This is a genomic window from Microbacterium sp. 16-032 (assembly GCF_041079455.1).
Lineage (GTDB): Bacteria > Actinomycetota > Actinomycetes > Actinomycetales > Microbacteriaceae > Microbacterium > Microbacterium testaceum_A.
Genome location: NZ_JBFYGQ010000004.1, coordinates 100,084 through 126,193 on the forward strand (window position 1 = coordinate 100,084; position 26,110 = coordinate 126,193).

The window sequence follows — 26,110 nt, forward strand, 5'->3', positions numbered from 1 at the left end:
CATGACCGCCGCCTCCGCTCGGATCGCGACGGCCACCCCCCGCTCCGGCGTTGGACTTCTCCGACGCCGGAGCCTGGGCTGGTGGGGCTTCTCGCCCTTCGCCGTCTACGTTCTGCTGTTCCTCGCCATCCCCACCGTCTACGCCGTGGCGAGCGGGTTCTTCACCGCGAAGGGGGAGTTCACCCTGTCGAACTTCTCGGCCTTCGTCTCGCCCTTCATCGTCACCACCTTCGTCAACTCCCTGTGGCTCTCGGCCGTGGTCGCGGCGATCTCGGCCGTGCTCGGGGCGATCATCTGCGTGGCCCTCGCGGGGATGGACCCCGAGGGGTGGGTGCGCTCCGCCGCCGATTCGGCGTGCAGCGCTCTCGCGCAGTTCGGCGGGATCATGCTCGCCTTCGCGTTCATCGCCCTGATGGGCGCGCAGGGTGTGCTCACGGTGTGGCTCAAGCAGAGTCTCGGTCTCGACCTGAACTCGCTGACCCCGAACGGTCCTCTGCTCTATCAGGTCGGCGGGCTCGTCTTCCCGTACGTCTACTTCTCGGTGCCCCTGATGGTGCTCACCTTCCTCCCCGCCCTGACGGGGTTGCAGTCGCAGTGGGCGGAAGCGGCGGCGACGCTGGGCGCTCCGCGACGGGTCTACTGGACGCGTATCGCCGCCCCCCTCCTCGCGCCGGCGTTCGGCGGGTCGACGATCCTCGTGTTCGCGAGCGCGTTCTCGTCCTTCGCCACGGCGGCGGCCCTCATCGATCAGGGCGGCATCGTGCCGCTCGCGATCAAACAGCAGGTGACGAGCGAGACCATCCCCGGTCTGGCGAACACCGCCGGTGTCCTGGCGCTGGGCATGGTCGTGGTGATGGCGGTCGTCATAACCGGCTACGCGGTCCTCGATCGTCGCGCGCGGCGGTGGCGGCGGTGAGCCGGCCGGTGGGCGCGGCCCTCGGCCGCTCGGGCGCCGTGGCTGTTCTCGTGGTCGCCGCCGCCGCGTTCGCGCTGCCGCTGGTCGCCCTGCTGCTGTTCACGTTCCGCGTCTCGGGTGACCCCGGTGCCCTGACGCTCGTGCACTACGCGGCGATCGTCGATCCGGCGCAGGAGCTCGCCTACGACGGCCTGTTCCGCGGGCTGAGCAACTCGCTGGGCATCTGCGTCGTGACCGTCGCGATCGTGCTGCTCGTCCTCGTGCCCACTGTTCTGCTGGTCGAGATGCGCTACCCGGCGATGCGCCGCGTGGTGGAGTTCGTGTGTCTGTTGCCGTTGACCGTGCCCACGGTGGTGCTGGTGGTCGGCTTCGTGCCGGTCTACAAGGTGGTCTCGGGGGCGTTCGGCAGTGCCGCGTGGACCCTGGCGTTCGCGATCGGCGTCATCGTGCTGCCGTACGCCTACCGACCGATCCAGGCGAACATCGCCGCCCTCGACGTGGTCGTCCTGGGCGAGGCGGCGCGGTCGCTGGGAGCGGGGGCCGTCCCGACCGTGTTCCGCGTCATCCTCCCGAACCTTCGCCGCGGCATCCTGTCGGCGTGCCTGCTGACGGTCGCGGTGGTGCTGGGCGAGTTCACGATCGCATCGTTCCTGTCGCGCACGACCTTTCAGACCGCCCTCTTCCTGTTGCAGCAGAGCGACCCCTACGTCGCTGCGATCTTCTCTCTCGCCGCCCTCGTCTTCGTGTTCGTGCTGCTGCTGGTCATCGGCCGCCTCGGCTCCTTCCGACCCTCCCGGAGAACCTCATGAACGTCCCCCCTCCCACCGCTGCGCCCCTCACCGGCCCGCTGATCGTCACCGGGACCGCGGTCTCGCTCGCCGGCATCCACAAGTCCTTCGGGCCCCACGTGGCACTGCGCGGAGTGAGCCTCGACGTGCGTCCGGGGGAGTTCGTCGCCCTCCTCGGTCCCTCGGGCTGCGGAAAGACGACGCTGCTCCGCGCCCTCTCGGGGTTGGACCGGATCGACGCGGGAACCATCTCGATCGACGGCACCGACGTGTCGCGCGTGCCCGTCGACAAGCGCGACATCGGGATGGTGTTTCAGTCGTACTCCCTCTTCCCGCACCTCACCGCGGCGCAGAACGTCGAGTTCGGCCTGCGGATGCGCAAGGTCGACGCGGCGCGTCGGGCGGTGCGCGTGCAGGAGGCACTCGACATGGTCGGCCTCGGCGACCGCGGCGGTCGCTACGCGCACGAGCTCTCGGGCGGTCAGCAGCAGCGCGTCGCCCTCGCCCGCGCGCTGGTCACCCGGCCCCGCGTGCTGCTCCTCGATGAGCCGTTGTCGGCTCTCGATGCGAAGGTGCGCGTGAAGCTCCGCGAGCAGATCCGTCGCATCCAGCGCGATCTCGGCATCACGACGGTGTTCGTCACGCACGATCAGGAAGAGGCTCTCGCCGTCGCCGATCGTGTCGCCGTCATGCACGACGGCGTCATCGAGCAGATCGGCACGCCCGAGGAGCTCTATCGTCGTCCGGTCTCGCCCTTCGTCGCCGATTTCGTGGGTCTCAGCAACGTCCTCGAGGGCGTCGCCCGCGGCGCCGAGGTCGAGGTCTGCGGGCGGGTCCTGCCCGTGCTGGGTCCACCCGTCGAGGGGGACGTCTCGGTGTACGTCCGCCCCGAGGACGTCGCGTTCACGCTCGATTCCGGGGGAGTGGATGCCACGGTGGTGGCGTCTAGCTTCCTCGGATCGCTCCGGCGCACCTCGGTGCGTCTGGCCGACGGGATGATCGTCGCGGTGCAGCACGACGCCTCCGATCGTCGCGAACCCGACGAGGCCGTGCGGCTGCGGTTCGCGGGGTTTCCGGTGGTCGTGCGGCCGCGCTGACAGCAGTGCCCGCGCGGCGCCGGTGACCACGAGCGCCCGTTCGCGTCGGGTAGGCTGTACTCGGCTCTCCGCGTGGCGGTATCCCGGCCAACTCCCCCAGGACGGAAACGTAGCAAGGGTAACCAGGCTCTACCGGGTGCGCGGAGGGTCTTTTCTTTGCCCGGAAACCGGAGCCCGGAGCCCGATCTCGGATGCCGTGCCTCAGTACCGGGCGAAGGGCCCGTCGAGCACCGCCCACTGCAGCAGCATGATGGTCTTGGCATCCTGGATCGATCCGTCGCGGATCTTCGCCAGCGCGACGTCGATGTCGTACTCGACGATCTCGATCTCTTCGTTCTCTTCGGCAAGGCCCCCGCGGTCGCCCTCGCGTTGGGCGCCGTCGTAGGCCGCGGCGAAGAAGTGCAGCCGCTCGGTGACCGATCCCGGGCTCATGTAGACGTCGAACACGTGCTGCACCTCGTCGACCCGCACCCGCGTCTCCTCCTCGGCCTCGCGGCAGATCGCGGTGATCGGATCGTCGTCGTCGAGCAGGCCTGCGGCGGTCTCGATGAGCATGCCGTCGGGGTGGTCGTTGACGTAGGCGGGGTAGCGGAACTGCCGGGTGAGCAGAACGGTGCGCCGGTCGGGGTCGTAGAGCAGGATCGTCGCCCCGTTGCCGCGGTCGTAGGTCTCGCGCGTGAGGGTCGTCCACTCGCCGTCGTCTCCGCGGTAGCGGAACGTCGTCGCCCGCAGCACGTGCCAGCCGGCCGCGAGGAGGTCGACGTCGGTGACCTCCACCCGCGGGTTGCGGTCGAGGGCGAGACCCGTGAGGTGCAGCCCTGTGCGACCGCGGTGATCGGGGACGGTGGTGCCGGGGCGCGCGTCGTTCATGATTCGGAACGATAGTGCAGAAACGTGCAACAATGTGAACCATGCTCGCCGCCGCCCGCAAAGACGCCCTTCTCGACCGGCTCCGGCGCGACGGGCGTCTCGTCGTGAAGGACATCGCCGTCGAGTGGGGACTCTCCGAAGACAGCATCCGCCGAGATCTTCGAGAATTGGATGCCGCGGGCCTCGCGGTCCGCGTCTACGGCGGGGCGCTCCCGGCGTCGCCGGCCGTCGCCGACTACTCCGCCCGTCGCGAGGTCGCTCGGGGGAGTAAAGAGCGCGTGGCCGCCGCCGCGGTCGCCCTCATCGAGCCCGGCTCCACCGTCCTGCTCGACGGGGGCACGACGACCCTGGCGATGGTCGACCTGCTGCCACGCTCCTTCGGCGGCGCGATCATCACGCACTCGCCGACGATCGCCGCCGCGCTCCTCGATCACGACGCCGAGGTCATCGTGCTCGGTGGGCGCCTCTACAAGCATTCGGCGGTCGCCTGCGGAGCCGCGGCGATGGAAGCAGCGCAGAGCGTCAGCGCCGACCTCTTCTTCCTGGGTGTGACGGGGGTTCACCCCGAAACGGGACTGTCGACGGGGGATGCCGAGGAGGCGGCCATGAAGCGCGCGCTCGCGGCCCGCGCGGCCGAGACGTTCGTCCTCGCGAGTGAGGAGAAGCTCGGGACGGCGTCGCGCTTCGGCATCCTCCCGCTCGACGGGGTTTCCGGGATCATCGCCGACCTCGACCCCGACGCGGCGCTCGCCGGGGACCTCCGCTCGGCCGGTGCGCGCATCCTGTCCGCGCACCGCTCCTGATCACTCGACGCCGAAGCAACCCCGCGGCGGTGTCGGAGGCCCGCAATAGGCTGGCTCCGTGACGCAGAGCATCTACATCACGTCGGCCGAAGGTCATTCGGGCAAGTCCTCCGTGGCTCTGGGCGTGCTCGACGCCCTGAGCCGCGTCACCCCGCGCGCGGGGGTGTTCCGGCCCATCGCGCGCTCCACCGCCGAGCGCGACTACGTGCTCGAGATGCTGCTCGATCACGACAGCGTCGACCTCGCCTACGACGACTGCGTGGGCGTGACCTACGACGACGTGCGCGACGACGCCGATGCCGCGCTGGCCCGCATCGTCGAGCGCTACAAGGCCGTCGAGGCCCAGTGCGACGCGGTCGTCATCATCGGTAGCGACTACACCGACGTCGGCAGCCCCGCAGAGCTCGCCTACAACGCCCGCATCGCGGCGAACCTCGGCGCCCCCGTGCTGCTCGTGCTCGGCGGTCGCGCGCAGCAGGGTCACAGCGAGACGCTGGGCATGTCGGTCGCGCGCACCCCGAACGAGGTCGGGCAGATCGCCTCGCTCGCCGTCTCCGAGCTGCAGCACGAGCGGGCCGCGCTGTTCGCCGTGATCGCCAACCGCGCCGATCCCGACCACCTCGACGAGATCACGGCATCCGTGCGTCAGGTCGTCGACGCGGTTCCGGTCGGGGCTCCGGCCGAGCGTCGCAGCGTGCCCGTGTGGGCCCTCCCCGAAGACCGCTTCCTCATCGCCCCTTCGGTGCGCGGCGTGCTGCGCTCGGTCGAGGGCGAGCTGATCAAGGGCGACCCGGCTCTGTTGACCCGCGAGGTCCTCGACGTCGTCGTCGCCGGCATGTCGATGGTCAACGTGCTGCCGCGACTCAAGGAGTCGGCGGTCGTGGTCATCCCGGCCGACCGCAGCGAGGTGTTGATCGCCGCCCTGCTGGCCAACGCCTCGGGCACGTTCCCCTCGCTCGCGGGCATCGTGCTCAACGGCGGGTTCGAGCTGCCCGACGCGATCGTGCGCCTGATCGACGGCCTCGGCTCGCCCCTGCCGATCATCGCGACCGACCTCGGCACCTACGACACCGCGGTGCGCATCATGAACACGCGCGGTCGCCTCGCCGCCGACTCGCAGCACCGGTACGACACCGCGCTCGCGCTCTTCGAGCGCCACGTCGACACCGAGCTGCTCACGCGCGAGTTGGGCGTCGCCCGCCCGAGCGTCGTCACCCCGCTCATGTTCGAGTACGGCCTCGTCGACCGCGCCCGCAGCGACAAGCGCCGCATCGTGCTGCCCGAGGGCAACGACGACCGCGTCCTGCGCGCCGCCGCCACCGTGCTTTCGCGCGGCATCGCCGACCTCACGATCCTCGGCGAACCGATCGAGGTGCGCGGGCGCGCGATCGAGCTCGGCATCGACATCCGCGACGCCGAGGTGCTCAGTCCCTTCGACGCCGTGCACGTCGACAAGTTCGCAACCGAGTACACGCGGCTCCGCGCCCATAAGGGCGTCACCTATGCCCAGGCCGCCGACACCGTGACCGACGTGTCGTACTTCGGCACGCTCATGGTGCACCTCGGCCTCGCCGACGGCATGGTCTCCGGAGCCGCCCACACCACGGCGCACACGATCCGCCCGGCGTTCGAGATCATCAAGACCGCCCCCGGCGTCTCGGTCGTCTCGAGCGTGTTCCTCATGGCCCTCGCCGATCGCGTGCTCGTGTACGGCGACTGCGCCGTCATCCCCGACCCCACGAGCGAGCAGCTTGCCGACATCGCGGTGTCTTCCGCCGCGACCGCCGAGCAGTTCGGCATCGCGCCGCGCGTGGCCATGCTGTCGTACTCGACGGGGGAGTCGGGCACGGGAGCAGACGTCGAGAAGGTCCGCACCGCGACCGCCCTGGTGCGCGAGCGCGCGCCCGAGCTGCTCGTCGAGGGGCCGATCCAGTACGACGCCGCGGCCGACGCCGCCGTCGCGCGGGCCAAGATGCCCGACTCCGAGGTCGCCGGTCGGGCGACGGTGTTCGTCTTCCCCGACCTCAACACGGGCAACAACACCTACAAGGCCGTGCAGCGCTCGGCCGGCGCGGTGGCCATCGGCCCCGTGCTGCAGGGCCTGAACAAACCCATCAACGACCTCTCGCGCGGCGCCCTCGTCGACGACATCGTCAACACCATCGCCATCACCGCGATCCAGGCCCAGGGGGGCACCCAGTGAGCGTCGTCCTCGTCGTCAACAGCGGTTCGTCGTCGTTCAAGTACCAGTTGCTCGACATGGCGCACGAGCGCGTGCTGGCATCCGGTCTCGTCGAGCGCATCGGCGAGGGCACGGGCGTTGCGACCCACACGGTCACGGCGGCCGCTCTCGCCGCCCCCGAGGCTCCGGCACCCACGGTGACGGATGCCACGTACACGATCGAGCGCGAGATCCCCGACCACACCGCGGGCTTCGCGGTCATGCTCGACGCCTTCGCCGCGCACGGGCCTTCGCTCGACGAGTACGCCCCCGTCGCGGTCGGTCACCGCGTCGTGCACGGAGGTGCGCGGTTCTTCGCGCCCACCGTGGTGACCCCCCTCGTCGAGATCAACATCGACGAGCTTTCGGTGCTGGCGCCGCTTCACAACCCCGCGAACCTCGCCGGGATTGTCGCGGCGAAGAAGGCGTTCCCCGACGTCCCGCACGTGGCCGTGTTCGACACCGCCTTCCACCAATCGCTCGCCCCCGAGGCGTATACCTACGCGATCGACCGCGAGGTCGCCGAGGCTCACCGCATCCGCCGGTACGGTTTCCACGGCACCAGCCACAAGTTCGTCAGCGAGGCCGCGGCCGCCTTCGTGGGGCGCCCGCTCGCCGAGCTGAAGCAGATCGTGTTCCACCTCGGCAACGGCGCCTCGGTCGCCGCGATCGAGGGCGGCCGCTCGGTCGACACGTCGATGGGTCTCACCCCGCTCGAGGGGCTCGTCATGGGCACACGCTCGGGCGACCTCGACCCGGCGGTGCTGCTGCAGCTCGCGCGGCGCGCCGACATGTCGACCGCCGACCTCGACACGCTCCTCAACAAGCGCTCGGGCCTGCTCGGCATCGCGGGGGTGTCCGACATGCGCGACATCCAGCAGCGACGCGAGGCGGGAGACCCTGCGGCGCGCCTCGCCTTCGACGTCTACATCCACCGCCTGCGCGCGTACGCGGGCGCCTACCTCGCCCAATTGAACGGGGTCGACGTGATCTCGTTCACCGCGGGAGTGGGCGAGAACGCCGCCGCCGTGCGCGCCGAAGCCATGGCGACGCTCGGATTCGCCGGGGTCGAGATCGACGCCGAGCGCAATGCGACGCGCGGTCGCGGCATCCGGCGCATCTCCACCGACTCCTCGCGCGTCGAGGTGCTCGTCGTACCCACCGATGAGGAGCTGGAGATCGCTCGGCAGACGCTGTCCGTCGCAAACTGACCCCCATCGACCCTCTACCGGGTTGAATGAACCGACGCCACGACCCGCCCCGGTGGGGCCCGCCCGCTACCCTGAGAGCGCCGCGGCCCCGCCGCCCACGCACCGCATCCCGACCTGGAGCCCGCCGTGACCGACAGCCCCGACCTGCCTGACCTCACCGCATTCGAGGGTGTGCTCTTCGATCTCGACGGCGTGCTCACACCCACGGCCGAGGTGCACATGAGGGCCTGGAAGACCATGTTCGACGAGCTCTTCGCGGCGTGGAAGATCGAGCCGGCCTACACCGATCGCGACTACTTCGAGTACGTCGACGGCAAGAAGCGGTACGACGGGGTCGCGAGTCTGTTGCGCAGCCGCGACGTCGAGGTGCCGTGGGGCGACCCCTCCGACGATCCGTCCGAAGACACCGTGTGCGGGGTCGGCAACCGAAAGAATGTCGTCTTCTCCGAGATCCTCCGTCGCGAGGGAATTGCCCCCTACCCGGGGTCGGTCGCGCTCCTCGACGTGCTCCAGGCGGCGGGGACCCCCATCGCAGTGGTCTCGAGCTCGAAGAACGCCGTCGAGGTCCTCGAAGCCGCGGGCATCCGCGACCGCTTCCCCGTCGTGATGGACGGTGTCATCGCCGAGCGCGATCACCTCTCGTCGAAGCCCGCCCCCGATGTCTTCGCCGAAGCGGCTCGGCTGCTCGGCGTCGACCCCGCGCGGTCCGTAGCCGTCGAAGACGCGCTGAGCGGCGTGCAATCCGCCGTCGCCGCCGGCTACGGCGTCGTCGTGGGGGTCGACCGGGGCGTCGGAGCCGACGACCTCCGCTCCGCCGGGGCCACCGTGGTCGTCGACGACCTCGCCGCGTTCGTAGACTGAGCCGTCACCACCCGCGACACCCCCGCGCTGTCCCGCACGGCGACACCGCGCACCACCCGCGCGAGCGGCCCCCCGCCGTCTCGCGTCGACGTTCGACCCTGCCACCGGAAGGCACGCCCCCGATGATCGATCGCGATCGCTTCCCCGTCGACGAATGGCGCCTCGTCGAGACCGAGTACTCGATCGACGACGTGGGGGTCACCGAGACCCTCTTCGCCGTCGGCAACGGCTACCTCGGCCTGCGCGGCAACTCGATCGAGGGGCGGTTCGCCCTCGAACAGGGCACGTTCATCAACGGCTTCCACGAGACGTTCCCCATCCGTCACGCCGAGCAGGCCTACGGCTTCGCCGAGGTCGGGCAGACGATCATCAACGCTCCGGATGCCAAGGTCATGCGCGTCTACGTCGACGACGAGCCGCTCTCGCTCGATGTCGCCGACGTCCGCGAGTACGAGCGCGTGCTCGATATGCGCCAGGGGATCCTGCGCCGCAACATCCTGTGGGTCACCCCCTCGGGCAAGCGCGTCCGCATCGAGGACGAACGCTTCGTGTCCTTCGACGAGAAGCACCTCGCGGTGCTCCGCTTGACCGTCACGGTGCTCGACGCCGACGCTCCCGTCACCGTCAGCAGCCAGCTGTTGAACCGGCAGGACGGCGAGGGCATCTACGGCGGCTCGCCGATGGCATCCAAGCAGTCCGGTTTCGACCCGCGGAAGACCGAGAAGCTCAGCGACCGCGTGCTGCAGCCGCGCGAGTACTGGCAGGACGGCAACCGCTCGGCGCTCAGCTACGAGGTCAGCGAGTCGAACATGACCCTGGCGGTCATCGCCGACCACCTCGTCGAGACCGAGAACGAGTACACCTCGCGACAGCTCATCGAGCCCGACATCGCCAAGAACGTCTATCGCGTCCATGCCCGGGCCGGCGTCCCGACCACGATCACCAAGCTCCTGAGCTACCACACCTCACGGGGTGTCCCCACGGGTGAGCTTCTCGACCGCTGCCGTCGTACGCTCGACCGCGCTGTCGAGACGGGCATCGACAAGCTCGTCGAGAAGCAGATCGCCTGGTACGCCGACTTCTGGGACCGCTCCGACGTGCGCATCGGCGGTCACGGCGACCTGCAGCAGGCCACCCGCTGGTGTCTGTTCCAGCTCGCGCAGGCCGCGGCCCGCGCCGACGGACAGGGCGTTCCCGCCAAGGGCGTCACCGGATCCGGCTACAGCGGCCACTACTTCTGGGACACCGAGGTCTACGTCCTCCCGTTCCTGGCGTACACATCGCCGCTCTGGGCGCGCAACGCGCTGCGCATGCGCTATCTCATGCTCCCCGCCGCGCGGAAGCGTGCGCACCAGCTCAACGAGGCCGGGGCGCTGTTCCCCTGGCGCACCATCAACGGCGAAGAGGCCTCCGCGTACTACGCCGCCGGCACCGCGCAGTACCACATCAACGCCGACGTCGCCTTCGCCCTGGCCAAGTACGTCCGCGCGACGGGAGACGAGGAGTTCCTCGCCCGCGAGGGGGTGGACATCGCCGTCGACACCGCGCGCCTGTGGTCGACGCTCGGGTTCTGGCGTTCGAGCGACGCGGCCGACGAGGGCGAGCACGACTCGTTCCACATCCACGGCGTCACCGGGCCCGACGAGTACACGACCGTCGTGAACGACAACCTCTTCACGAACGTCATGGCGCGCTTCAACCTGCGCTTCGCGGCGCGCACCGTGCGCGATCTCGCCGAGAACAGCCCCGAGGCGTACGCCCAGATGGCCGACCGCATGAACCTCGACCCCTCCGAGCCCGAGCGCTGGGACAAAGCCGCCGAGGCCATGCACATCCCGTTCAGCGAGGCCCTCGGCATCCATCCTCAGGACGCCGTCTTCCTCGAGCGCGAGATCTGGGACCTCGAGAACACCCCGCCCGATCAGCGCCCGCTCCTGCTGCACTTCCACCCGCTGGTGATCTACCGGTACCAGGTGCTCAAGCAGGCCGATGTGGTGCTCGCGCTGTTCCTGCAGGGAAACCACTTCACGGATGCCGAGAAGCTCGCCGACTTCGAGTACTACGACCCGCTGACCACGGGCGATTCGACGCTGTCGGCGGTCGTGCAGTCGATCCTCGCGGCCGAGGTGGGCTACCAGGACCTCGCGCTGGAGTACTTCCGTCAGGCGGCGTTCGTCGACCTCGGCGACCTGCACCACAACGCCTCCGACGGGGTGCACGTCGCCTCGGCCGGTGGCGTCTGGACGGCCCTCGTGAGTGGTTTCGGCGGCATGCGCGACCACTTCGGTCTGCTCACCTTCGACCCGCGTCTGCCCGCCGACTGGCCCGAGCTGTCGTACGTGCTGCACTGGCACGGCACGCGTCTCGACATCACCCTCACCGCGTCGGCGCTGACCCTGCGCGCCGGGGGAGAGGGCGAAGCGGTCACCTTCGCGGTGCGCGGAGTGGACTACACCGTCAGCCCGGGCGAGACGGTGCGCGTCGCGCTGCACGGCCAGGGTCCGGTGCGTCCGGGACGCCCGTCGATCCGGCAGCTCGAGGGATCGGTGCGCGAGGACGGGACGCTTTTGTCGGCGTCGGTCCCGATCGTCACCACGGCGATCCCGATCGTCGGCGACGACACCGGCCCGATCGCGGTCGGACTCGACGGCGGCTTCTGAGTCTCTCCGTGACGCGGCGGCATCCTCCGGGGTGTCGCCGCGTTCGGCGTTTCGGGGGAGCGGTGCGGCGCCGGCGTCGGGGGCGCGGCGGATGGCATGAGAACAGGCGGATGCGACGAGAACAGGGCGGCGAGAGAAGAACCGGCCTGTTCCGAAGACGTCTCCTGTTCCGGTGACGGCGGGCGGGTCGGTCGAGCGTCGAGCGGCGTGGCGGCGGCGTCGCGGCGTGGGGATCCGGCATCCGGTGCTCGATACACCCCCCACGCGGAGGGTGAACCGCGCGGGGAGCGGCCGCGGAGGCGATGTCGGAGGTACGCCGTAGGCTGGGGGAGTGACCACAGCCCTGTACCGCCGCTACCGCCCCGAGGCGTTCGGCGAGATGATCGGGCAGTCGCAGGTGACCGAGCCGCTCATGACCGCCCTGCGCAGCGACCGCGTGGGTCACGCGTACTTGTTCTCCGGTCCGCGCGGCTGCGGAAAGACCACGTCGGCCCGCATCCTCGCCCGCTGCCTCAACTGCGCAGCCGGCCCCACCGACACCCCGTGCGGAACGTGCGACAGCTGCGTCGAGCTGGGGCGCGGCGGCGGCGGCTCGCTCGACGTGGTCGAGATCGACGCGGCGAGCCACAACGGCGTCGACGACGCCCGCGACCTGCGTGAGCGCGCGATCTTCGCCCCCGCGCGCGATCGCTTCAAGATCTTCATCCTCGACGAGGCGCACATGGTCACGCAGCAGGGCTTCAACGCCCTGCTCAAGCTGGTCGAAGAGCCGCCCGCGCACGTGAAGTTCATCTTCGCCACGACCGAGCCCGAGAAGGTGCTCGGCACCATCCGCTCGCGTACGCACCACTACCCGTTCCGGCTCGTGCCGCCGGCCGCGATGCTCGAGTACGTCCAAGAGCTCTGCGAGACCGAGGGCGTGGGCGTCGAAGCCGGCGTGCTACCCCTCGTCGTCCGCGCCGGCGGAGGGTCGCCGCGCGACACCCTCTCGTTGCTTGACCAGCTCATCGCGGGCAGCGACGCCGACGCCGACGGCCACGTGCTTGTGCGTTACGAGCGCGCGGTCGCCCTGCTCGGCTACACGCACTCCGAGCTGCTCGACGAGGTCGTCGACGCCTTCGCCGCGAACGACGGCGGAGGAGCCTTCGCCGCGGTCGACCGGGTCGTTCAGACCGGTCAAGATCCGCGTCGGTTCGTCGACGACCTGCTCGAGCGGCTTCGCGACCTGATCGTCGTGGCCGCCACCGGTGCCGGCGCCTCGGCGGTGCTGCGCGGGGTGCCCGACGACGAACTCGAGCGCATGTCGCGCCAGGCGACAGCCTTCGGCGCCGCGCGCCTCTCGCGCACGGCCGACCTGGTCGTCGCGGCTCTCGACGAGATGACCGGGGCCACGTCCCCGCGATTGCAGCTCGAGCTTCTCGTTGCGCGCGTGCTCACCCACGCCGGGGTCGCCCAGGGCACATCGCCCGCCATGGCGCACGACCTCGAGGCGGCACGCGGCGGAGCGTCCGCCCCCGCCCCGGCCACGGGGCGTCCGGCATCGCCCTCCGCTGACATCGCCACCCGGGGTGCGGCTCCGGCGGCCCCCGCGGTCGCGAGCCCGGGTGGTTCTCGGTTCGCTTCGCCGGGGATCGCGGCGCCGGGCGCGGCGTCCGCGCCAGTGGCATCTCCCGGTGTCGCGTCGACGGGTGTGGCTTCCCCGGGTGTCGCCTCGCCGGGTGTGGCTTCTCCGGGTATCGCGTCGCCGACGGTCGCTTCGCCCACCGTTTCGCCTCGCTCGGGTTCCGCCGCCGTCGCATCGCCGACCGTGGCGTCTCCGGGGCGGATCGCGGCGCCCGAGGTGGCATCCCCCTCCGTCGCCCCCGCCGCGGCGGCGTCGCCGGATGCGGCCCCGTCCGAAGCGGTGTCGGCCGCCGTCGCGCCCTCGAGAGACGCTGCTCCCGGCCGACCCGACACGTCCGCCGAGCCCCTGCCGAGCGATGACGACGCCCCGCCGCCGTTCACCGACGACGATGCTCCTCCGCCGTTCGACGACGAGCCGATGTCCGCGCCCGCCGCCGCCGTAGATCGCCGGGGGCAGGAGCAGCCCGACCGCGCGTCGATGCCGGGGGCGGCTGTTCCCGCGCGAACCGGTTCCTCCGCGGCTGGTCGTGCCCGCGCGGTCTCCTCCGACGAGGCCCATCCTTTCGACACGGCTCCCACTCCCGAGACCGCCGCCGCAGAGCGCGACGCCGACTCCACGTCGGCGTCGACCGCAGCGGAGTCCGAGGTGGGCGCGTCGTCTCCCGACGATGCACCGTCTTCCGCGTCCTCGCCGACCGTCGCTGAGGCTGGGGACCGCCCGACGGCCAACGCTTCGTCGGTCGATGCTCCGAGCGCCGACGCTCCGCTCGCCGAGGCTCCGGCCGCCGACGCCGCCAGCGCCGACGCCCCGCCCGCCGACGACGCGTCTCCTCTCGAACCGACCGCGCCCACGCCTCCAGCCACCCCGGTCGGTCCGATCGAGCTCGGCCACGTGCGCGACGCGTGGCCCGAAGTGCTCGGTCAGCTCGAGGTCGCGAGCCGGTCGTCGTGGCTCGTCGTCTCCACCGCCGCGGTCGCCGCCTTCGAGGGCGACGTGCTCACCCTGGCGTTCCGCACGGCCAGCGACCTCGCGGCCTTCAAGACGCGCACCCCCGAGGGCGGTCCGAGCGAAGACCTCCGCCAGGCCATCCAGGCCGTCCTCGGCATCCGGGTCAAATACCTCGCGCGCCTCGAGCAGGACGGTTCGGGCGGGCCCGGAGGCTCCGGTCCCGGCGGGCCGTCTCGTGGTCCGGCGGGTTCGGCGCCGACGCACGGTCCCACCTCGGGGGCCCCGGCGTCCGGTCCGCGTGGCTCGCAGACCTCCGCGCCGTACTCGTCGTCGGTCACCGAATGGGCCGTCGCCCCGATTCCCGCATCCGACGGTTCCGCGCCGACCGCCCTCCGGGCTCCCGTGGCACCGTCTACGGCGCTCGCGGTCGACGACGAGCCCGATGAAGCCACGGCCGTCGCTCCTGCGGCGGTGCACGAGGGCGCCGTCCTGCCGCCGCGCGAGGTCACCCCCTCGGTGCCCGCCCCCGACGAGGTCGACGATGACGACGTCATCCCCCCGGTCGACGAGGTCGAGGCGCCCATCCCGCCCGTGGTCGTCCCGCGCATGGCCCCGCTCAGCGGGGGAGTCCAGCGGTACGGCGAGGCCGTGGTCCGCCAGATGCTCGGCGCCACCTACGTGCGCGACGAACCCTACGAGCCCCCGACGAGGTTCAACTGATGTACGACGGCATCGTCCAAGACCTGATCGACGAGTTCGGACGCCTCCCCGGCATCGGCCCGAAGTCTGCGCAGCGGATCGCGTTCCACATCCTCCAGTCGCCGTCCTTCGACGTATCGCGCCTGTCGACGCTCCTCGGCGAGATCCGCGACAAGGTGAAGTTCTGCGAGATCTGCGGCAACGTCTCCGAGCAGGATCGCTGCTCGATCTGTCGCGACCCCCGCCGCAACGCGACGCTCATCTGCGTCGTCGAAGACGCCAAAGACGTCGCGGCCATCGAGCGCACCCGAGAGTTCCGCGGGCTGTACCACGTGCTCGGCGGCGCCATCAGCCCCATCGCGGGCATCGGCCCCGACGACCTGCGTGTCACCCAGCTCATGCAACGGCTCGCCGACGGCACCGTTCAAGAGGTCATCCTGGCGACGAACCCCAACCTCGAGGGCGAGGCGACGGCGACCTACCTCAGCCGGTTGCTGCACACCCTCGAGATCCGCGTGACGAGGTTGGCATCCGGTCTCCCCGTCGGCGGCGACCTCGAATACGCCGACGAAGTGACTCTCGGCCGCGCCTTCGAAGGGCGCCGCACGCTCTGAGCCGACCACCGCGGCGTGTTCGCGGAGGGTCCGTCCTCGGGCGCGCGTCTCCTGACGCGCGTTCCGTCGCACGTGTGTCGCTGACGTACCCGCCGGACGTCACCATGCCGGATGAACCGGCTGGTGAACGTCGCTTATGAGTTCGCGACGAATCGTTGCGGGGTGGTGAACCGCTCGTTCACCCTCTGCTCGCGCCACGGCCATGCGGGGGGAGGACGTTCTTCTCTGCGGAACAGCGTGGGGGACCCGAAGCCCCGACGCAGAGGTCCGTCAGACAGGGGCCTTCCGTGAGCGAACCGCTCTCCACACGACCGACCGCGCACGCGCGCGTGGTGTTCGACACCTTCCGCTCGGCGCGCGACCCGCGCCTGAGCGCGTGGCTGCTCTTCCGTTCGTACCTCCTCCCCGAGCTGGCGGCATCTCAGCTCGCCCTCATGGAGAGCCCCACGGCCGCGGGTGCTCTCGCCCCGATCGGGGTCTTCGGCGTCTGGCGGCTCCTCGCGACGAATAACCGCGAGCTCGCTCGCTGCGCAACGGTCTTCGCGTCGCCGTCCGTCGCGGTCGACGCGGCCCGGGTGGAGCAGTCCCGCGCCGACCAGATGCAGGTGTCGACGGTCCGCGGCCCCGTGGCGACCAAGCACGCGTGGGTGCTGCGCCGCGGCGATCGGCCGATCGCGACCGCCGCGCGCTGGTACGAGTCCGCCGGCGAGGCGTCCGCGGCCGGCCGCGCAGCCGTCGCGGTGTTCCGGTCCGCCGACGTCGTCGAGGGCGTCAGCATCGGCAGCGCCTCCGGACGTCGGTCGCGCGTGTCGGCGCAGCCCGCGTGATCGCTCGTCGGCGCGCGGGGTTGCGGCAGCCGGTCGGCCGGTCTGAGGGAGCCGACTGATGGTAGACGATGCCGGCGGTCTCGTCGCGGGGAGGTTCCGCGTCGAAGGGCTCCTCGGCACCGGGGGAACGGCATCCGTCTTCCGCGCCCGGGATGAGGTGACCGGTCAGACCGTCGCCGTCAAACTGCTGCATCCCCACCTCTCTCAGAGCGACACCGTCCGCGAGGCCTTCCTCCGCGAGGGCAGGCGGACGGCGCACGTCTCCCACCCGTCGATCGTCGCCGTCGTCGACATGGGGACCTTCCGCGAGCACGGCATCCCCATCGCATGGATTGCCCAGCAGATCGTCGAAGGCGTGACCCTCGCTGAGCACGTCCGTGCCACCGGTCCGCTCTCCGCGGTCCACGCCGCGGCGGTGGCCGGGGACATCCTCGATGCGCTGGGTGCCGCTCACGCGGTCGGTCTCGTGCACCGCGATGTGTCGCCAGCGAACGTGCTCGTGCACGTCGTCGACAACGGCCTTCCCCGATCGACGCTCCTCGATTTCGGCCTCGCCGATGCGGCGGGAGAGACGGCCCACGGCGACGACGTTCTGCGCAGTTCCGTGTCGCCGGTCACCGCGGGAGTGGTCGGAAACGCCGAGTTCGCCTCGCCCGAGCAGCTGAGCGGGCAGCCCGTCGGCCCGCGAGGCGACCTGTACCAGGTCGGCGGGATGCTGTACTTCGCGCTCACGGGACGTGCCCCGTTCACGGGGAGTGACCGGTCCGCCGTCATCCGGGCGCACCTGCACGCCCCGCCTCCCGTCCCGTCCGTGGCCGTCCGCTCCGTCCCCGGTGCGCTCGACCGCGTCGTCGTGCGATCGATGCTCAAGGAGCCGGCGGGCCGCTTCGCCGACGCCGCCGAGATGCGCGCGGCGGTCCTCGAGGCGGTCACCCCCGCGCGAGTGCGCGTCCCCGGCGATGACGAGGTGTCGTCGACACGGGTCCTGGCGGCCGCCCCTCTCGGTGCCGGTTCGGCACCGGCCCCCGCGCCGGTGGACGAGTCGACGCGACACGGACCCCGGTGGGGAGCGATCGCGGCCATCGTGCTGCTGCTGGCGGGCACGGCGGCCGCCGTCCCCCTCATGGCGAACGCCGGTCGTGCGGCGCCCGCGGCCGAGCCGTCCGCGGCGGCCTCGGCTCCGGTGCCCACCGCGACGACGACATCGACACCGCAACCGACCGCGTCCGACCCTGGCACGCCCGCACCGATCGCCACCGCGCTCGTGCCCGCCTTCGGCTCCCTCGACGACACGCGACTCGCGCTCGCGGCGGCGGGGTTCGTCGTCGGCGACATCACCGAGCGCGACGCGCCCCAGTCGGCGGGGACGGTGCTCTCCTCCGACCCGGCCCCCGGGACGGCGGTGGCGCGTGGTTCCGCGGTGCGTCTGGTCGTGGCATCCGGATCCAATCTCGTCCCGAACGTCGTCGGAATGGATGCCGCGGCAGCGGCCTCGTCGATGCGCGCAGCGGGGTTCGTCCCGGCGCAGACGACCTTCGCCTCCGACCGACCGATGGGGACCGTCGTCGGCGTCGAACCCGCGGCGGGGAGCGCCGCCCGTCTCGGAAGCGCCGTGACGATCCTCGTGGCCGCAGCCCGGGCGACTCCGACGCCGGCCCCGCCGTCTCCGTCGTCCACGCCGACGCCTGTCCCGACCGCCACGCCGACGGGCGGACCTCGATGACGCCTCGACCGGCGTCGTCCCTCGTTCACCTTCGAGCGTCTCTCGTTCACCACCCCGCCAGCCGACGTGGACAGTCGAACCGGGTGCCGTTCACGGCTGACTCCTAGCCTCGCAATGCCGGCGACCCGAGCCGGTTCCACGGGAAGCGAGCCGAGTCGCGACACCGGCCGGTCGACCGGCGCCCCGCGATCCTCCCCTCGTCGTTCGAGGCTGAGCGACGTGAGGCGCGGCCGACTCCCGGCGCGATCGATGGAGGGCGCATGACGGACACCACGACGGCGGTGCTACCGCCGACGACGGACGCGGCGAAGCCGAAACCACGCTCGTTGAAGAGCGCTCCCGTTATCGCCGATCGGGTGTTCCGGACCACCGCGTATGCCGCGGGAACCATCACCGTCGCCGTGATGCTCGCCGTCGGGATCTTCCTCACGGCGCGCGCCGGCGACGCCCTCGCGGTGGCGGGTCCGTCGTTCCTCACGACGCAGGAATGGTCGCCCGAGACCGGCACGTTCGGTGTCGCCGCCGTGCTGTTCGGGACGGTGACCATCGCCCTGGTTGCCATGGCCATCTCTGTGCCGCTGGCGATGGGGACGGCGTTGCTCATCAGTGAGATCGTGCCGCCACGGGCGCGGGGCCTTCTCATCACGATGGTCGACCTGATGGCGGCCGTGCCCAGTGTCGTGTTCGGGCTGTGGGGCGTGTTCTTCCTCCAGGCGGGCGTCATCCCGGTCGCCCAGTGGATCTCGACCTACTTCGGCTGGATCCCGATCTTCCGCGTCGCCGACGAGGCCGGCGCACGGCTGACGGACGCCGGTGCCTACACCTCTTCGGCGTTCATCGCGGGGATCGTCGTGGCGCTCATGGTCGTGCCGACCCAGACCTCGGTGATGCGCGAGGCGTTCTCGCAGGCGCCGCTCGGCGAGCGGGAGGGTGCCCTCGCGCTCGGTTCGACCCGGTGGGGGATGATCCGCGCCGTCGTACTCCCCTTCGGCCGGGGCGGCATCATCGGCGGCACCATGCTCGGCCTCGGACGCGCCCTCGGCGAGACCATCGCCGTGGTCATGATCATCTCGCCGATCTTCACGATCAACACCGAGCTGCTGAAGACCGGCACCAACTCGGTGTCCGCGCTCATCGCCCTCCGTTACGGGGAGGCGAGCCAGTTCGGCCTGTCCGCCCTCATGGCGGCGGGGCTCGTGCTGTTCATCATCACGTTGATCGTCAACTTCACCGCGTCGACGATCGTCGCGCGCAGCCGGTCCGGAGCGGAGAGCAACTGATGGCGATCCTCACCCCCGAGGCCCCGACGGCCACGGCTCGAGACGAGTCTCCGCGTCACACCTCGCGCACGTCGATTCCGCATCGCACGGGCGCCGTCGGGGAGCGACGCGATCTGCGGACGGTTCCCTTCGGCGACCGCTTCGACCTCATCGGCAGCGGGGCGGCGGCCGTCGCCGTCTCGACACTGATGTTCGGATGGCTCACCCCCATGACGGGTGTCGTCGGGTGGGTGGTGCTGTCGTTCATCGGCTTCCTCGGCATCTACGCGGTCCTGACCGCGATGCGCGCCGACCGTCTCGCCATCAGCGAGCGGGTCATGACCGCGTTGTTCTACTCCGCGGGCGTGCTCCTGCTCGGGGCGCTGGCCTTCGTGGTGTTCTTCACCCTCGTGCGGGGCTCGTCGGCCCTGTTCCACCTGAACTTCTTCACCGAGACGATGAAGCTCGCCGGTCCCCTCGACCCGCTGACGATGGGCGGCATCGCGCACGCCATCGTCGGAACGCTCATCCAGATCAGCATCGCCCTGACGATCACGATCCCGCTCGGGGTGACCACGGCCGTCTTCCTGAACGAGATCGGCGGACGCTTCGCCCGCTTCGTGCGGACCATCTCGGATGCCATGACGGCTCTGCCCTCGATCGTCGCGGGACTGTTCGTCTATGCCGCCGTCGTGACCCTCATCACGAATCAGCGCTCGGGGTTCGCGGCATCCCTCGCCATCAGCGTGATGATGCTCCCGATCATCATCCGGGCCTCCGACGTGGTGCTGCGCCTGGTGCCCCACAACCTGCGCGAGGCGTCGTACGCGCTCGGCACGAGCCGGTGGCGCACGGTGTGGAGCGTCGTCCTGCCCACCTCGCGCTCCGGTCTCGTCACGGCCGTGATCCTCGGCACCGCCCGCGGAATCGGCGAGACCTCTCCGGTGCTGCTCACCTCGGGCGTCACCGCGGAGATGAACCTGAACCCCTTCTCGGGTCCGATGATCTCGCTCCCGCTACAGGTGTTCGACTTCGTGAAGTCCCCCGAGCCGAGCATGATCGCCCGCGGGTTCGGCGCCGCCGCCACCCTCGTGCTGCTCGTGCTGACCCTGTTCATCGTCGCCCGCCTCATCGGTGGACGGGGGCCCGGCCAACTCTCGGACCGTCAGCGCCGTGCCGCCTCCGCTGCGTCGGCTCGGGATCTTGTCCGCATCGAGGGGGAGTCCGCCGTCGCCGCTTCGCGTGCCGGACGACGCATCATGCCGCCGGGCCGTCCGCCCAAGGACCTCGAGCGTCGCCTCTCGCTGCGCGCGCTCACCGCACGCTTCAACCGATCCACCGAGGAGAACCCGTCGTGAATGTCCGTCCCCGCCTGGCCCGCTTCGCCGCGGTGCTCGCGGTCGTCTCCCTCGTCGCGCTGGCCCCGTCGCCCGCACAGGCCGACGGGTACGTGCCAATCTCCGGATCCGGCTCGACCTGGTCGCAGAACGCGCTCGATCAGTGGCGCAAGAACGTGGCCAGCAACTACGGCATGACGGTGAACTACTCGGGGACGGGGTCGAGCGCCGGGCGCACGGATTTCCGCAACAGCACCGTCGACTTCGCCATCAGTGAGATCCCCTTCCAGGACAACCCCGAGGACGGTTCCGCGCCGGAGACGACGTTCAGCGACGGGACCCCGCTGCAGGGGAAGTTCGCGTACATGCCGATCGTGGCGGGTGGCACCTCGCTGATGTACAACCTCAAGATCGGCGGCAAGCGCGTCACGAACCTGCGACTGTCTGGCGAGGTGATCGCCAAGATCTTCAGCGGTCAGATCGCCAAGTGGAACGACCCGGCGATCCAGTCCGACAACCCCGCCCTCGCGATGCCGGATAAGACCATCACGCCGGTCTATCGTTCGGACGGCTCCGGGACGAGCGCGCAGTTCACCCTGTGGATGTCCAAGCAGTTCGGCAACATCTGGACGCAGGGCATGCGCTCGCAGTTCCCGCAGGTCAACGCCTCATTCAAGGGACAGAACGGCTCCTTGGGCGTGGCGGGCTACGTGAGCCAGGACTACGGCGAGGGGGCCATCACCTACGTCGAGTACTCGTACGCGATGAAGTCCGGGTTCCCCGTCGTGAAGGTGCTCAACAAGGCCGGGTACTACGTCGAGCCGACATACCAGTCGGTCGCCGTGGCGCTGATGTCCGCCGCGATCAACCCCGACCTCACGCAGAACCTGGACGGCGTGTACAACAGCGGCGACCCTCGGGCGTATCCGATGTCGAGCTACTCGTACATGATCGTCCCCACCCAGACGAACAAGATCTTCACGGTCGAGAAGGGCAAGACCCTCAGTCGTTTCGCGAACTACATGCTGTGCGAGGGCCAGCAGCAGGCTTCCGCCCTCGGGTATTCCCCGCTGCCGATGAACCTCGTCCAGGCGGGTTCCGACGTCTTGAAGTCGATCCCCGGAACAGAGGGGCCGGTCGACTTCAACAAGTGCAACAACCCGACGTTCAAGCCGGGCGACTCCCCGGCGAACAATCAGCTCGCCGCCTCCGCTCCCAACCCTCCCGACTGCGACAAGAAGGGATCCACGCAGTGCGTGGAGGGAACGGGCGGTGCCCAGGAAGCCACACCGGCGACGGGCGCGGGCGGGGCCTCGGGTGGGGCCAACAGCGCTGCCGCGGCGGCGGGCGCCTCGGGTGGCGGCTCGGCCGGCGGGGCTGCGGCGGCCGCGGGTTCAGCCGCTGCCGGTGATGCGGCGGGCGCCCCCGTGTATGACGCGAACGGCGTGCTGGTCTCCGGGGGAGGGGCGGCCGTGAACGCAGCGGTGTCGTCGCCGTTCACGTTGGCGGATGACGGGTGGGGGACCCCGCAGTCCATCATGCTCGTCGCCGGGCTGCTCATGCTCGCGGCCATCCTCATCCCGCCCGTGATCATCCGACGATCCGGCGCGCGAACGAACCGTCGATGACCGAGCCGGCGTCCGCCGGAGCCGCGGCGGAAGCGTTCGCGCCTCGAGCCCGCCGCATCGGTACCTCGTTGGGGGCGCGTTCATGCCACCGTCACCTCCGCGCTTTTAGCTCATCGCGGGTGGAAAGTCACCCGCAGAATTTAAGGAATTCACCTGTGTCTGACCCCCGCGAGCGCAGCGACGTCGAGGCCTCGACGACCCGGTCACGGACGCGCCGTCCGAGACGCGCGGGCCAGTCCGGTCGAGGCGTGCGTCGGGCGCTCGGCCCGCTCGCGGCGGGTCTGGTCGCGGGCGTCTCCGTCTTCGCGCTGGTCTCGGGAGGCGTGGTGTCGGGCGGCCAGTCCGCCACCGCCGCAACCTCCTCCGCGGTGACGATCACGGCGAAGCAGCAGGACCCTCAGCTCGACACGGCCCCCCTGCCCGACCTCTCCGTCTCCGTCTCGCAGACCCGGGGCCTGGTCGCTCAGGGCATCCGTCTCGACTGGACCGGAGGCAAGAAGTCGACGGCGCCGTCGGCGGGGGGCAACGGTGGCGAGAACTTCCTCCAGGTGTTCATGTGCTGGGGCGACGATCCGCAGAACGCCCAGCGTCCCGATCGCACGACGTGTCAGTACGGAGGGGCGGGGAGCGTCGGGGCGACCCGCGACGCGTACCGCAACTATTCCTCGATGGACGAGGTGCCCGCGGCAGATGTGGAATTCACCGCCCCCGGCTCGATCATCTATCCGCCCTACACGTCGATCCCGTTCATCGCTCGCGACGGGACCCGGGTCGACTCGATCACGCGCGACCCGAAGACCGGCGGCAAGACGATCAACTCCGCCGTCGACGTCAACGCCAACCAGTTCTTCACCTCGTACACCACCAACGAGATCCCGTGGGTCGGTTCGGGAGACGACGGGAAGGGCTCCGTCACCTTCGAGGTGCAGACGGCCGTCCAGTCGAACGGACTCGGATGCGGAAACCCGGTGACGACGTCCGGCGCCACCGTCGGAGCTTCGTGCTGGCTCGTCGTCCTCCCGCGCGGGACCTCGGATAACGGGTCGACGAACATCACCCAGTCGGGCCTCTTCGCCGACTCGTGGCAGCACGCGCTCTCGGTGAAGCTCGACTTCGCACCCGTCGGCGCCGGCTGCCCGATCGGACAGGCCGAGCGACAGGTCGCGGGCAGCGAGCTCGCGGCACTCGCGGTCGCTTCGTGGCAGCCCGCGGTCTGCAACCAGAAGAACGGTTCGGTCTACTCGCTCATCACGAGCGCCGAGTCGGACGCCCTGCTCTCTGCCGCCAAGAACGCGCAGGCGCCCCTCGCCCTGACGAGCTACGCGCTCACGACCGAGGGCAAGGACCCGCTGACGTACGCCCCCGTGGCCTTGAGCGGCGTGGCCATCTCGCTGGCGATCGACAGGCTTCCGAACCCCAACGACAAAACCGTCCCCCAGGAGTGGAAGGACAAGGCGCGCACGCCATTCCGCGGCGTGAACCTCACCCCGCGTCTGCTGGCGAAGCTCCTCAGCTACTCCTACCGCTCGTCGATTCCCACCGGGGCCGACCAGGGATATCTGACGGGGACGAACGAGTACAACATCACTCGCGATGAGGACTTCCTTGCGGTCAACGATCCCGAGTGGAGGGCCCAGGACCTCCAGGGCGCCGCGATCGCCGACGTCATCGTTCCGCAGGGGCGGTCGGATGCCGCTCGCGCGGTGTGGAAGTACATCTCCTCCGACCAGGATGCGATGGACTTCCTCGCCAGCAAGCCGGACCCGTGGGGCATGGTCGTCAACCCGTGGTACTCCACGAACGCCGACATCAATCCCAGCAAGGTGGCGTTCTCGCTCGATCGGGACGACTTCCCGAAGGCCGACCCCGTCGAGGTGGTGCCGAAGAATCAGGCACCCATCAACCTCGTGACCTGGCGCCCCTACGCCAACGACCTCTCCGCGATCGCGTATCTGACGCTCCGAGGAGACGGCCAGGGACCGGGGCAATGGGATCCGAACACCGTCCCGCCGAAATACGGCAAGAACCCGCGCATGCTGCCCGGAAGCCAGCGCCTACTCGGGCTCACCAGTGCGGCCGCCGCCGCACGGTTCCAGGTGGTCACGGCATCCCTGCGTAATCCCTCCGGCGGATTCGCCGCTCCCACGAGCGCCTCGATGCGTGCGGCGGCCGATGTGATGACGCCGGCGGGCGCGGGGGATCGCGTCGTCGCCTTCGACCCGAAGTCGTCGGTGGCCTCCGGTTCCCGTGACGCCTACCCGCTCACCATGCCCGTCTACGCGGCCACCAATCCGACGGCCACCGATCCCTCGCTGCGCGCGGCGTACGCGGACCTCGTCCGCTTCGCCGTGGGCACCCAGGCGCAGACCCCCGGGACGGCGGCCGGAGAGCTCCCCGACGGTTACGTCGCGTTGCCCGCGGCCTGGATCGAGCAGGCGCGGGATGCCGCGGACGTGATGCAGAACGGCCCGCGGCCCTCGTCGACCGGGGAGTCGTCGTCGACGTCCGGCGCGTACATCCCCTCGCAGCAGACGGCGGTGACCACGGGAGCGGCGTCGTCGAGCGCTGCGAGCACCGCCGCGGCGGCCGGGGCCGCGCCCTCGTCGACGGACTCCGCGGTGACGGCGGCATCCGGTGCGTCCAGCGGGGCGCTCGCCGGGGCGAAGACCCCGGAGGACCCCGACGGCGGCGCGCTCGGTGCCGCTCTGCCCCTGAGCGTGCTCGCCGGACTGGCGAGCGCGGCCGGGGTGCCCCTGATCACCCGTCTGAGAAGACGGGTCACCTGAAGCCCGCGCCTGCCGGCTTCTTCGCAGTAACCCATCCTCTGCACCCGAAAAGAACAGGAAGAAATGAAGCTCAAGCGAATCGTCGCGTTCGGCGCGGCCGTTGGTGTCGCCCTTGCCGGCGCTGGCATGGCGTCGGCGGCCAACGCCGACCCGATCTCCGACGGTTACTCGATCGTCGGCTCCGACACCCTGCAGGACGCCGTCAGCGCCCTCGCCAACGGGACCAACATCACCGGTCCCTCGGTCAAGGTGTCGGGCAACGGCAAGTCGCTGGCGTCGTGGGATGCCTTCACGCTGGGCGTCGCCGGAGGCGTCGGCAGCATCCAGACGAAGGCCTTCGGCCCCGTCTTCGACCGTCCGAACGGCTCCGGCGCGGGCCGCAACGCCCTCATCGCGTCGGTCGGCGGCGCGAGCGGCACCGCGTTCACCTTCAACAACGTCAACGTCAAGGACCAGGTCGACTTCGCCCGCAGCTCCTCGGTCGGTGGCACCACCGGAACCCTGCTGACCTACGTGCCCTTCGGTCAGGATGCGATCGGCTACGCGTTCAAGGTCGGCGCGGCGACCGGCAGCGCCAACGCGACCGCGGCGACCGACGCGATCAACGACCTCTCGAAGGACCAGCTGAGCAGCATCTACTCGGCGACCTCGAGCTCGTCCGCGAGCGCGGTCCTCGCCGGCACCGGCTACACCCTGAAGCCGCTGGGTCTGCAGTCCAGCTCCGGCACGTGGACCACCTTCCTCGGCAAGATCGGCCTCAGCACCACCACGCTGGGTTCCGCCGTCGACACGCGCAGCAACTCGATCCCCGAGAACGACGGTCGTGTGCTGACGCCCGCCAGCAACGAGATCCAGATCATCCCGCTCTCGGTCGCGAACTACATCGGTCAGTCCAACGGCGCCTCGCGCATCAACACGTTCTCGGGTGTCTCGGTGGGCGCGATCTCCGGTGTGGCCGCTTTCACGGGCACCGCGCCCAACCTCACCCCCAGCACCAGCTACTACAACAGCGCCGACTGGGGCCGCACGGTCTACATCGTGGTCCCCACGGCCAAGATCACGCCCGACAACGCGGCGTTCGACTCGGGTGTCGCCGCCCTGGTCAACACCTCGTCCACCACGAGCCTCACCTACTGGGGTGGCTCGGGCTCGCCGACGACGACGAAGGCCGTCAAGGCCAAGTTCGGCTTCTCGGCTCCCACCGGCACCGTCCTCACCCGCAACAACTGATCCTCACC

General features: G+C 70.4%; 18 protein-coding genes and 1 other RNA gene. 18 read left to right on the plus strand and 1 reads right to left on the minus strand.

What is annotated here, in order from left to right:
• Position 1 precedes the first annotated feature (1 nt).
• The 4 genes from AB6V31_RS09160 (at position 2) to ffs (ending at position 2,957) form a co-directional block, all read left to right on the plus strand.
• Entirely contained in the window at positions 2-916 is a 915-nt protein-coding gene (locus AB6V31_RS09160; RefSeq protein WP_369365205.1) for an ABC transporter permease, read from the plus strand.
• Positions 913-1,725 (plus strand): ABC transporter permease, encoded by an 813-nt coding sequence (locus AB6V31_RS09165; protein WP_369365207.1) that lies wholly within the window; start codon positions 913-915, stop codon positions 1,723-1,725. The genes AB6V31_RS09160 and AB6V31_RS09165 overlap by 4 nt, the downstream gene beginning before the upstream one ends.
• A complete protein-coding gene (locus AB6V31_RS09170; protein WP_369365209.1) occupies positions 1,722-2,801 on the plus strand; it encodes an ABC transporter ATP-binding protein in 1,080 nt (359 codons plus the stop codon). Before AB6V31_RS09165 ends, AB6V31_RS09170 begins: the two co-directional genes overlap by 4 nt.
• 59 nt (positions 2,802-2,860) lie before the next feature.
• An RNA gene (gene ffs, locus AB6V31_RS09175) (signal recognition particle sRNA small type) lies at positions 2,861-2,957 on the plus strand.
• Between the two features lie 45 nt (positions 2,958-3,002).
• Here the strand turns inward: ffs and AB6V31_RS09180 are convergent.
• Positions 3,003-3,671 carry an NUDIX domain-containing protein gene (locus tag AB6V31_RS09180; protein WP_369365211.1) on the minus strand — a complete coding sequence of 223 codons (669 nt, stop codon included), beginning with the start codon at positions 3,669-3,671 and terminating at the stop codon, positions 3,003-3,005.
• 41 nt (positions 3,672-3,712) lie between these two features.
• Between AB6V31_RS09180 and AB6V31_RS09185 the strand changes: the two genes are divergently transcribed.
• The 14 genes from AB6V31_RS09185 to AB6V31_RS09250 all read left to right on the plus strand — a co-directional run bounded on the left by AB6V31_RS09185 (position 3,713) and on the right by AB6V31_RS09250 (position 26,102).
• A complete protein-coding gene (locus AB6V31_RS09185) occupies positions 3,713-4,474 on the plus strand; it encodes a DeoR/GlpR family DNA-binding transcription regulator (protein WP_369365213.1) in 762 nt (253 codons plus the stop codon).
• Positions 4,475-4,532: 58 nt separating this feature from the next.
• Positions 4,533-6,677, plus strand: coding sequence for a phosphate acetyltransferase (gene pta / locus AB6V31_RS09190; RefSeq protein WP_074695681.1), 2,145 nt, complete (start codon positions 4,533-4,535; stop codon positions 6,675-6,677).
• Positions 6,674-7,906: an acetate/propionate family kinase gene (locus AB6V31_RS09195; RefSeq protein WP_369365215.1), complete on the plus strand. Its 1,233-nt coding sequence runs from the start codon at positions 6,674-6,676 to the stop codon at positions 7,904-7,906. The genes pta and AB6V31_RS09195 overlap by 4 nt, the downstream gene beginning before the upstream one ends.
• Before the next feature lie 126 nt (positions 7,907-8,032).
• On the plus strand, positions 8,033-8,767 hold the full coding sequence (locus tag AB6V31_RS09200; RefSeq protein ID WP_056229557.1) for an HAD family phosphatase: 735 nt from the start codon (positions 8,033-8,035) through the stop codon (positions 8,765-8,767).
• Between the two features lie 122 nt (positions 8,768-8,889).
• On the plus strand, positions 8,890-11,427 hold the full coding sequence (locus AB6V31_RS09205; protein WP_369365218.1) for a glycoside hydrolase family 65 protein: 2,538 nt from the start codon (positions 8,890-8,892) through the stop codon (positions 11,425-11,427).
• Positions 11,428-11,758: 331 nt separating this feature from the next.
• A complete protein-coding gene (locus tag AB6V31_RS09210) occupies positions 11,759-14,719 on the plus strand; it encodes a DNA polymerase III subunit gamma and tau (RefSeq protein ID WP_369365220.1) in 2,961 nt (986 codons plus the stop codon).
• Positions 14,719-15,312 carry a recombination mediator RecR gene (gene recR / locus AB6V31_RS09215; RefSeq protein ID WP_056229546.1) on the plus strand — a complete coding sequence of 198 codons (594 nt, stop codon included), beginning with the start codon at positions 14,719-14,721 and terminating at the stop codon, positions 15,310-15,312. Before AB6V31_RS09210 ends, recR begins: the two co-directional genes overlap by 1 nt.
• A gap of 287 nt (positions 15,313-15,599) precedes the next feature.
• A complete protein-coding gene (locus tag AB6V31_RS09220; RefSeq protein WP_143017914.1) occupies positions 15,600-16,139 on the plus strand; it encodes a hypothetical protein in 540 nt (179 codons plus the stop codon).
• 58 nt (positions 16,140-16,197) lie between these two features.
• A complete protein-coding gene (locus tag AB6V31_RS09225) occupies positions 16,198-17,862 on the plus strand; it encodes a PASTA domain-containing protein (RefSeq protein ID WP_369365222.1) in 1,665 nt (554 codons plus the stop codon).
• 260 nt (positions 17,863-18,122) lie between these two features.
• Entirely contained in the window at positions 18,123-19,142 is a 1,020-nt protein-coding gene (gene pstC / locus AB6V31_RS09230; protein WP_268104478.1) for a phosphate ABC transporter permease subunit PstC, read from the plus strand.
• Positions 19,142-20,479: a phosphate ABC transporter permease PstA gene (gene pstA, locus AB6V31_RS09235; RefSeq protein ID WP_268104477.1), complete on the plus strand. Its 1,338-nt coding sequence runs from the start codon at positions 19,142-19,144 to the stop codon at positions 20,477-20,479. The genes pstC and pstA overlap by 1 nt, the downstream gene beginning before the upstream one ends.
• Entirely contained in the window at positions 20,476-22,086 is a 1,611-nt protein-coding gene (pstS, locus tag AB6V31_RS09240) for a phosphate ABC transporter substrate-binding protein PstS (protein ID WP_268104476.1), read from the plus strand. Before pstA ends, pstS begins: the two co-directional genes overlap by 4 nt.
• Before the next feature lie 155 nt (positions 22,087-22,241).
• Positions 22,242-24,872, plus strand: coding sequence for a hypothetical protein (locus AB6V31_RS09245; protein WP_369365226.1), 2,631 nt, complete (start codon positions 22,242-22,244; stop codon positions 24,870-24,872).
• Positions 24,873-24,935: 63 nt separating this feature from the next.
• A complete protein-coding gene (locus AB6V31_RS09250) occupies positions 24,936-26,102 on the plus strand; it encodes a hypothetical protein (RefSeq protein ID WP_369365227.1) in 1,167 nt (388 codons plus the stop codon).
• The last annotated feature ends 8 nt before the right edge of the window (positions 26,103-26,110 follow it).

Coding starts and splice junctions, on each gene's coding strand:
- AB6V31_RS09160 (WP_369365205.1), top strand. CDS start 2: ATGACCGCCGCCTCCGCTCGGATCGCGACGGCCACCCCCCGCTCCGGC.
- AB6V31_RS09170 (WP_369365209.1), top strand. CDS start 1,722: ATGAACGTCCCCCCTCCCACCGCTGCGCCCCTCACCGGCCCGCTGATC.
- AB6V31_RS09180 (WP_369365211.1), bottom strand. CDS start 3,671: ATGAACGACGCGCGCCCCGGCACCACCGTCCCCGATCACCGCGGTCGC.
- AB6V31_RS09185 (WP_369365213.1), top strand. CDS start 3,713: ATGCTCGCCGCCGCCCGCAAAGACGCCCTTCTCGACCGGCTCCGGCGC.
- AB6V31_RS09205 (WP_369365218.1), top strand. CDS start 8,890: ATGATCGATCGCGATCGCTTCCCCGTCGACGAATGGCGCCTCGTCGAG.
- recR (WP_056229546.1), top strand. CDS start 14,719: ATGTACGACGGCATCGTCCAAGACCTGATCGACGAGTTCGGACGCCTC.
- AB6V31_RS09225 (WP_369365222.1), top strand. CDS start 16,198: ATGGTAGACGATGCCGGCGGTCTCGTCGCGGGGAGGTTCCGCGTCGAA.
- pstC (WP_268104478.1), top strand. CDS start 18,123: ATGACGGACACCACGACGGCGGTGCTACCGCCGACGACGGACGCGGCG.
- pstA (WP_268104477.1), top strand. CDS start 19,142: ATGGCGATCCTCACCCCCGAGGCCCCGACGGCCACGGCTCGAGACGAG.
- AB6V31_RS09250 (WP_369365227.1), top strand. CDS start 24,936: ATGAAGCTCAAGCGAATCGTCGCGTTCGGCGCGGCCGTTGGTGTCGCC.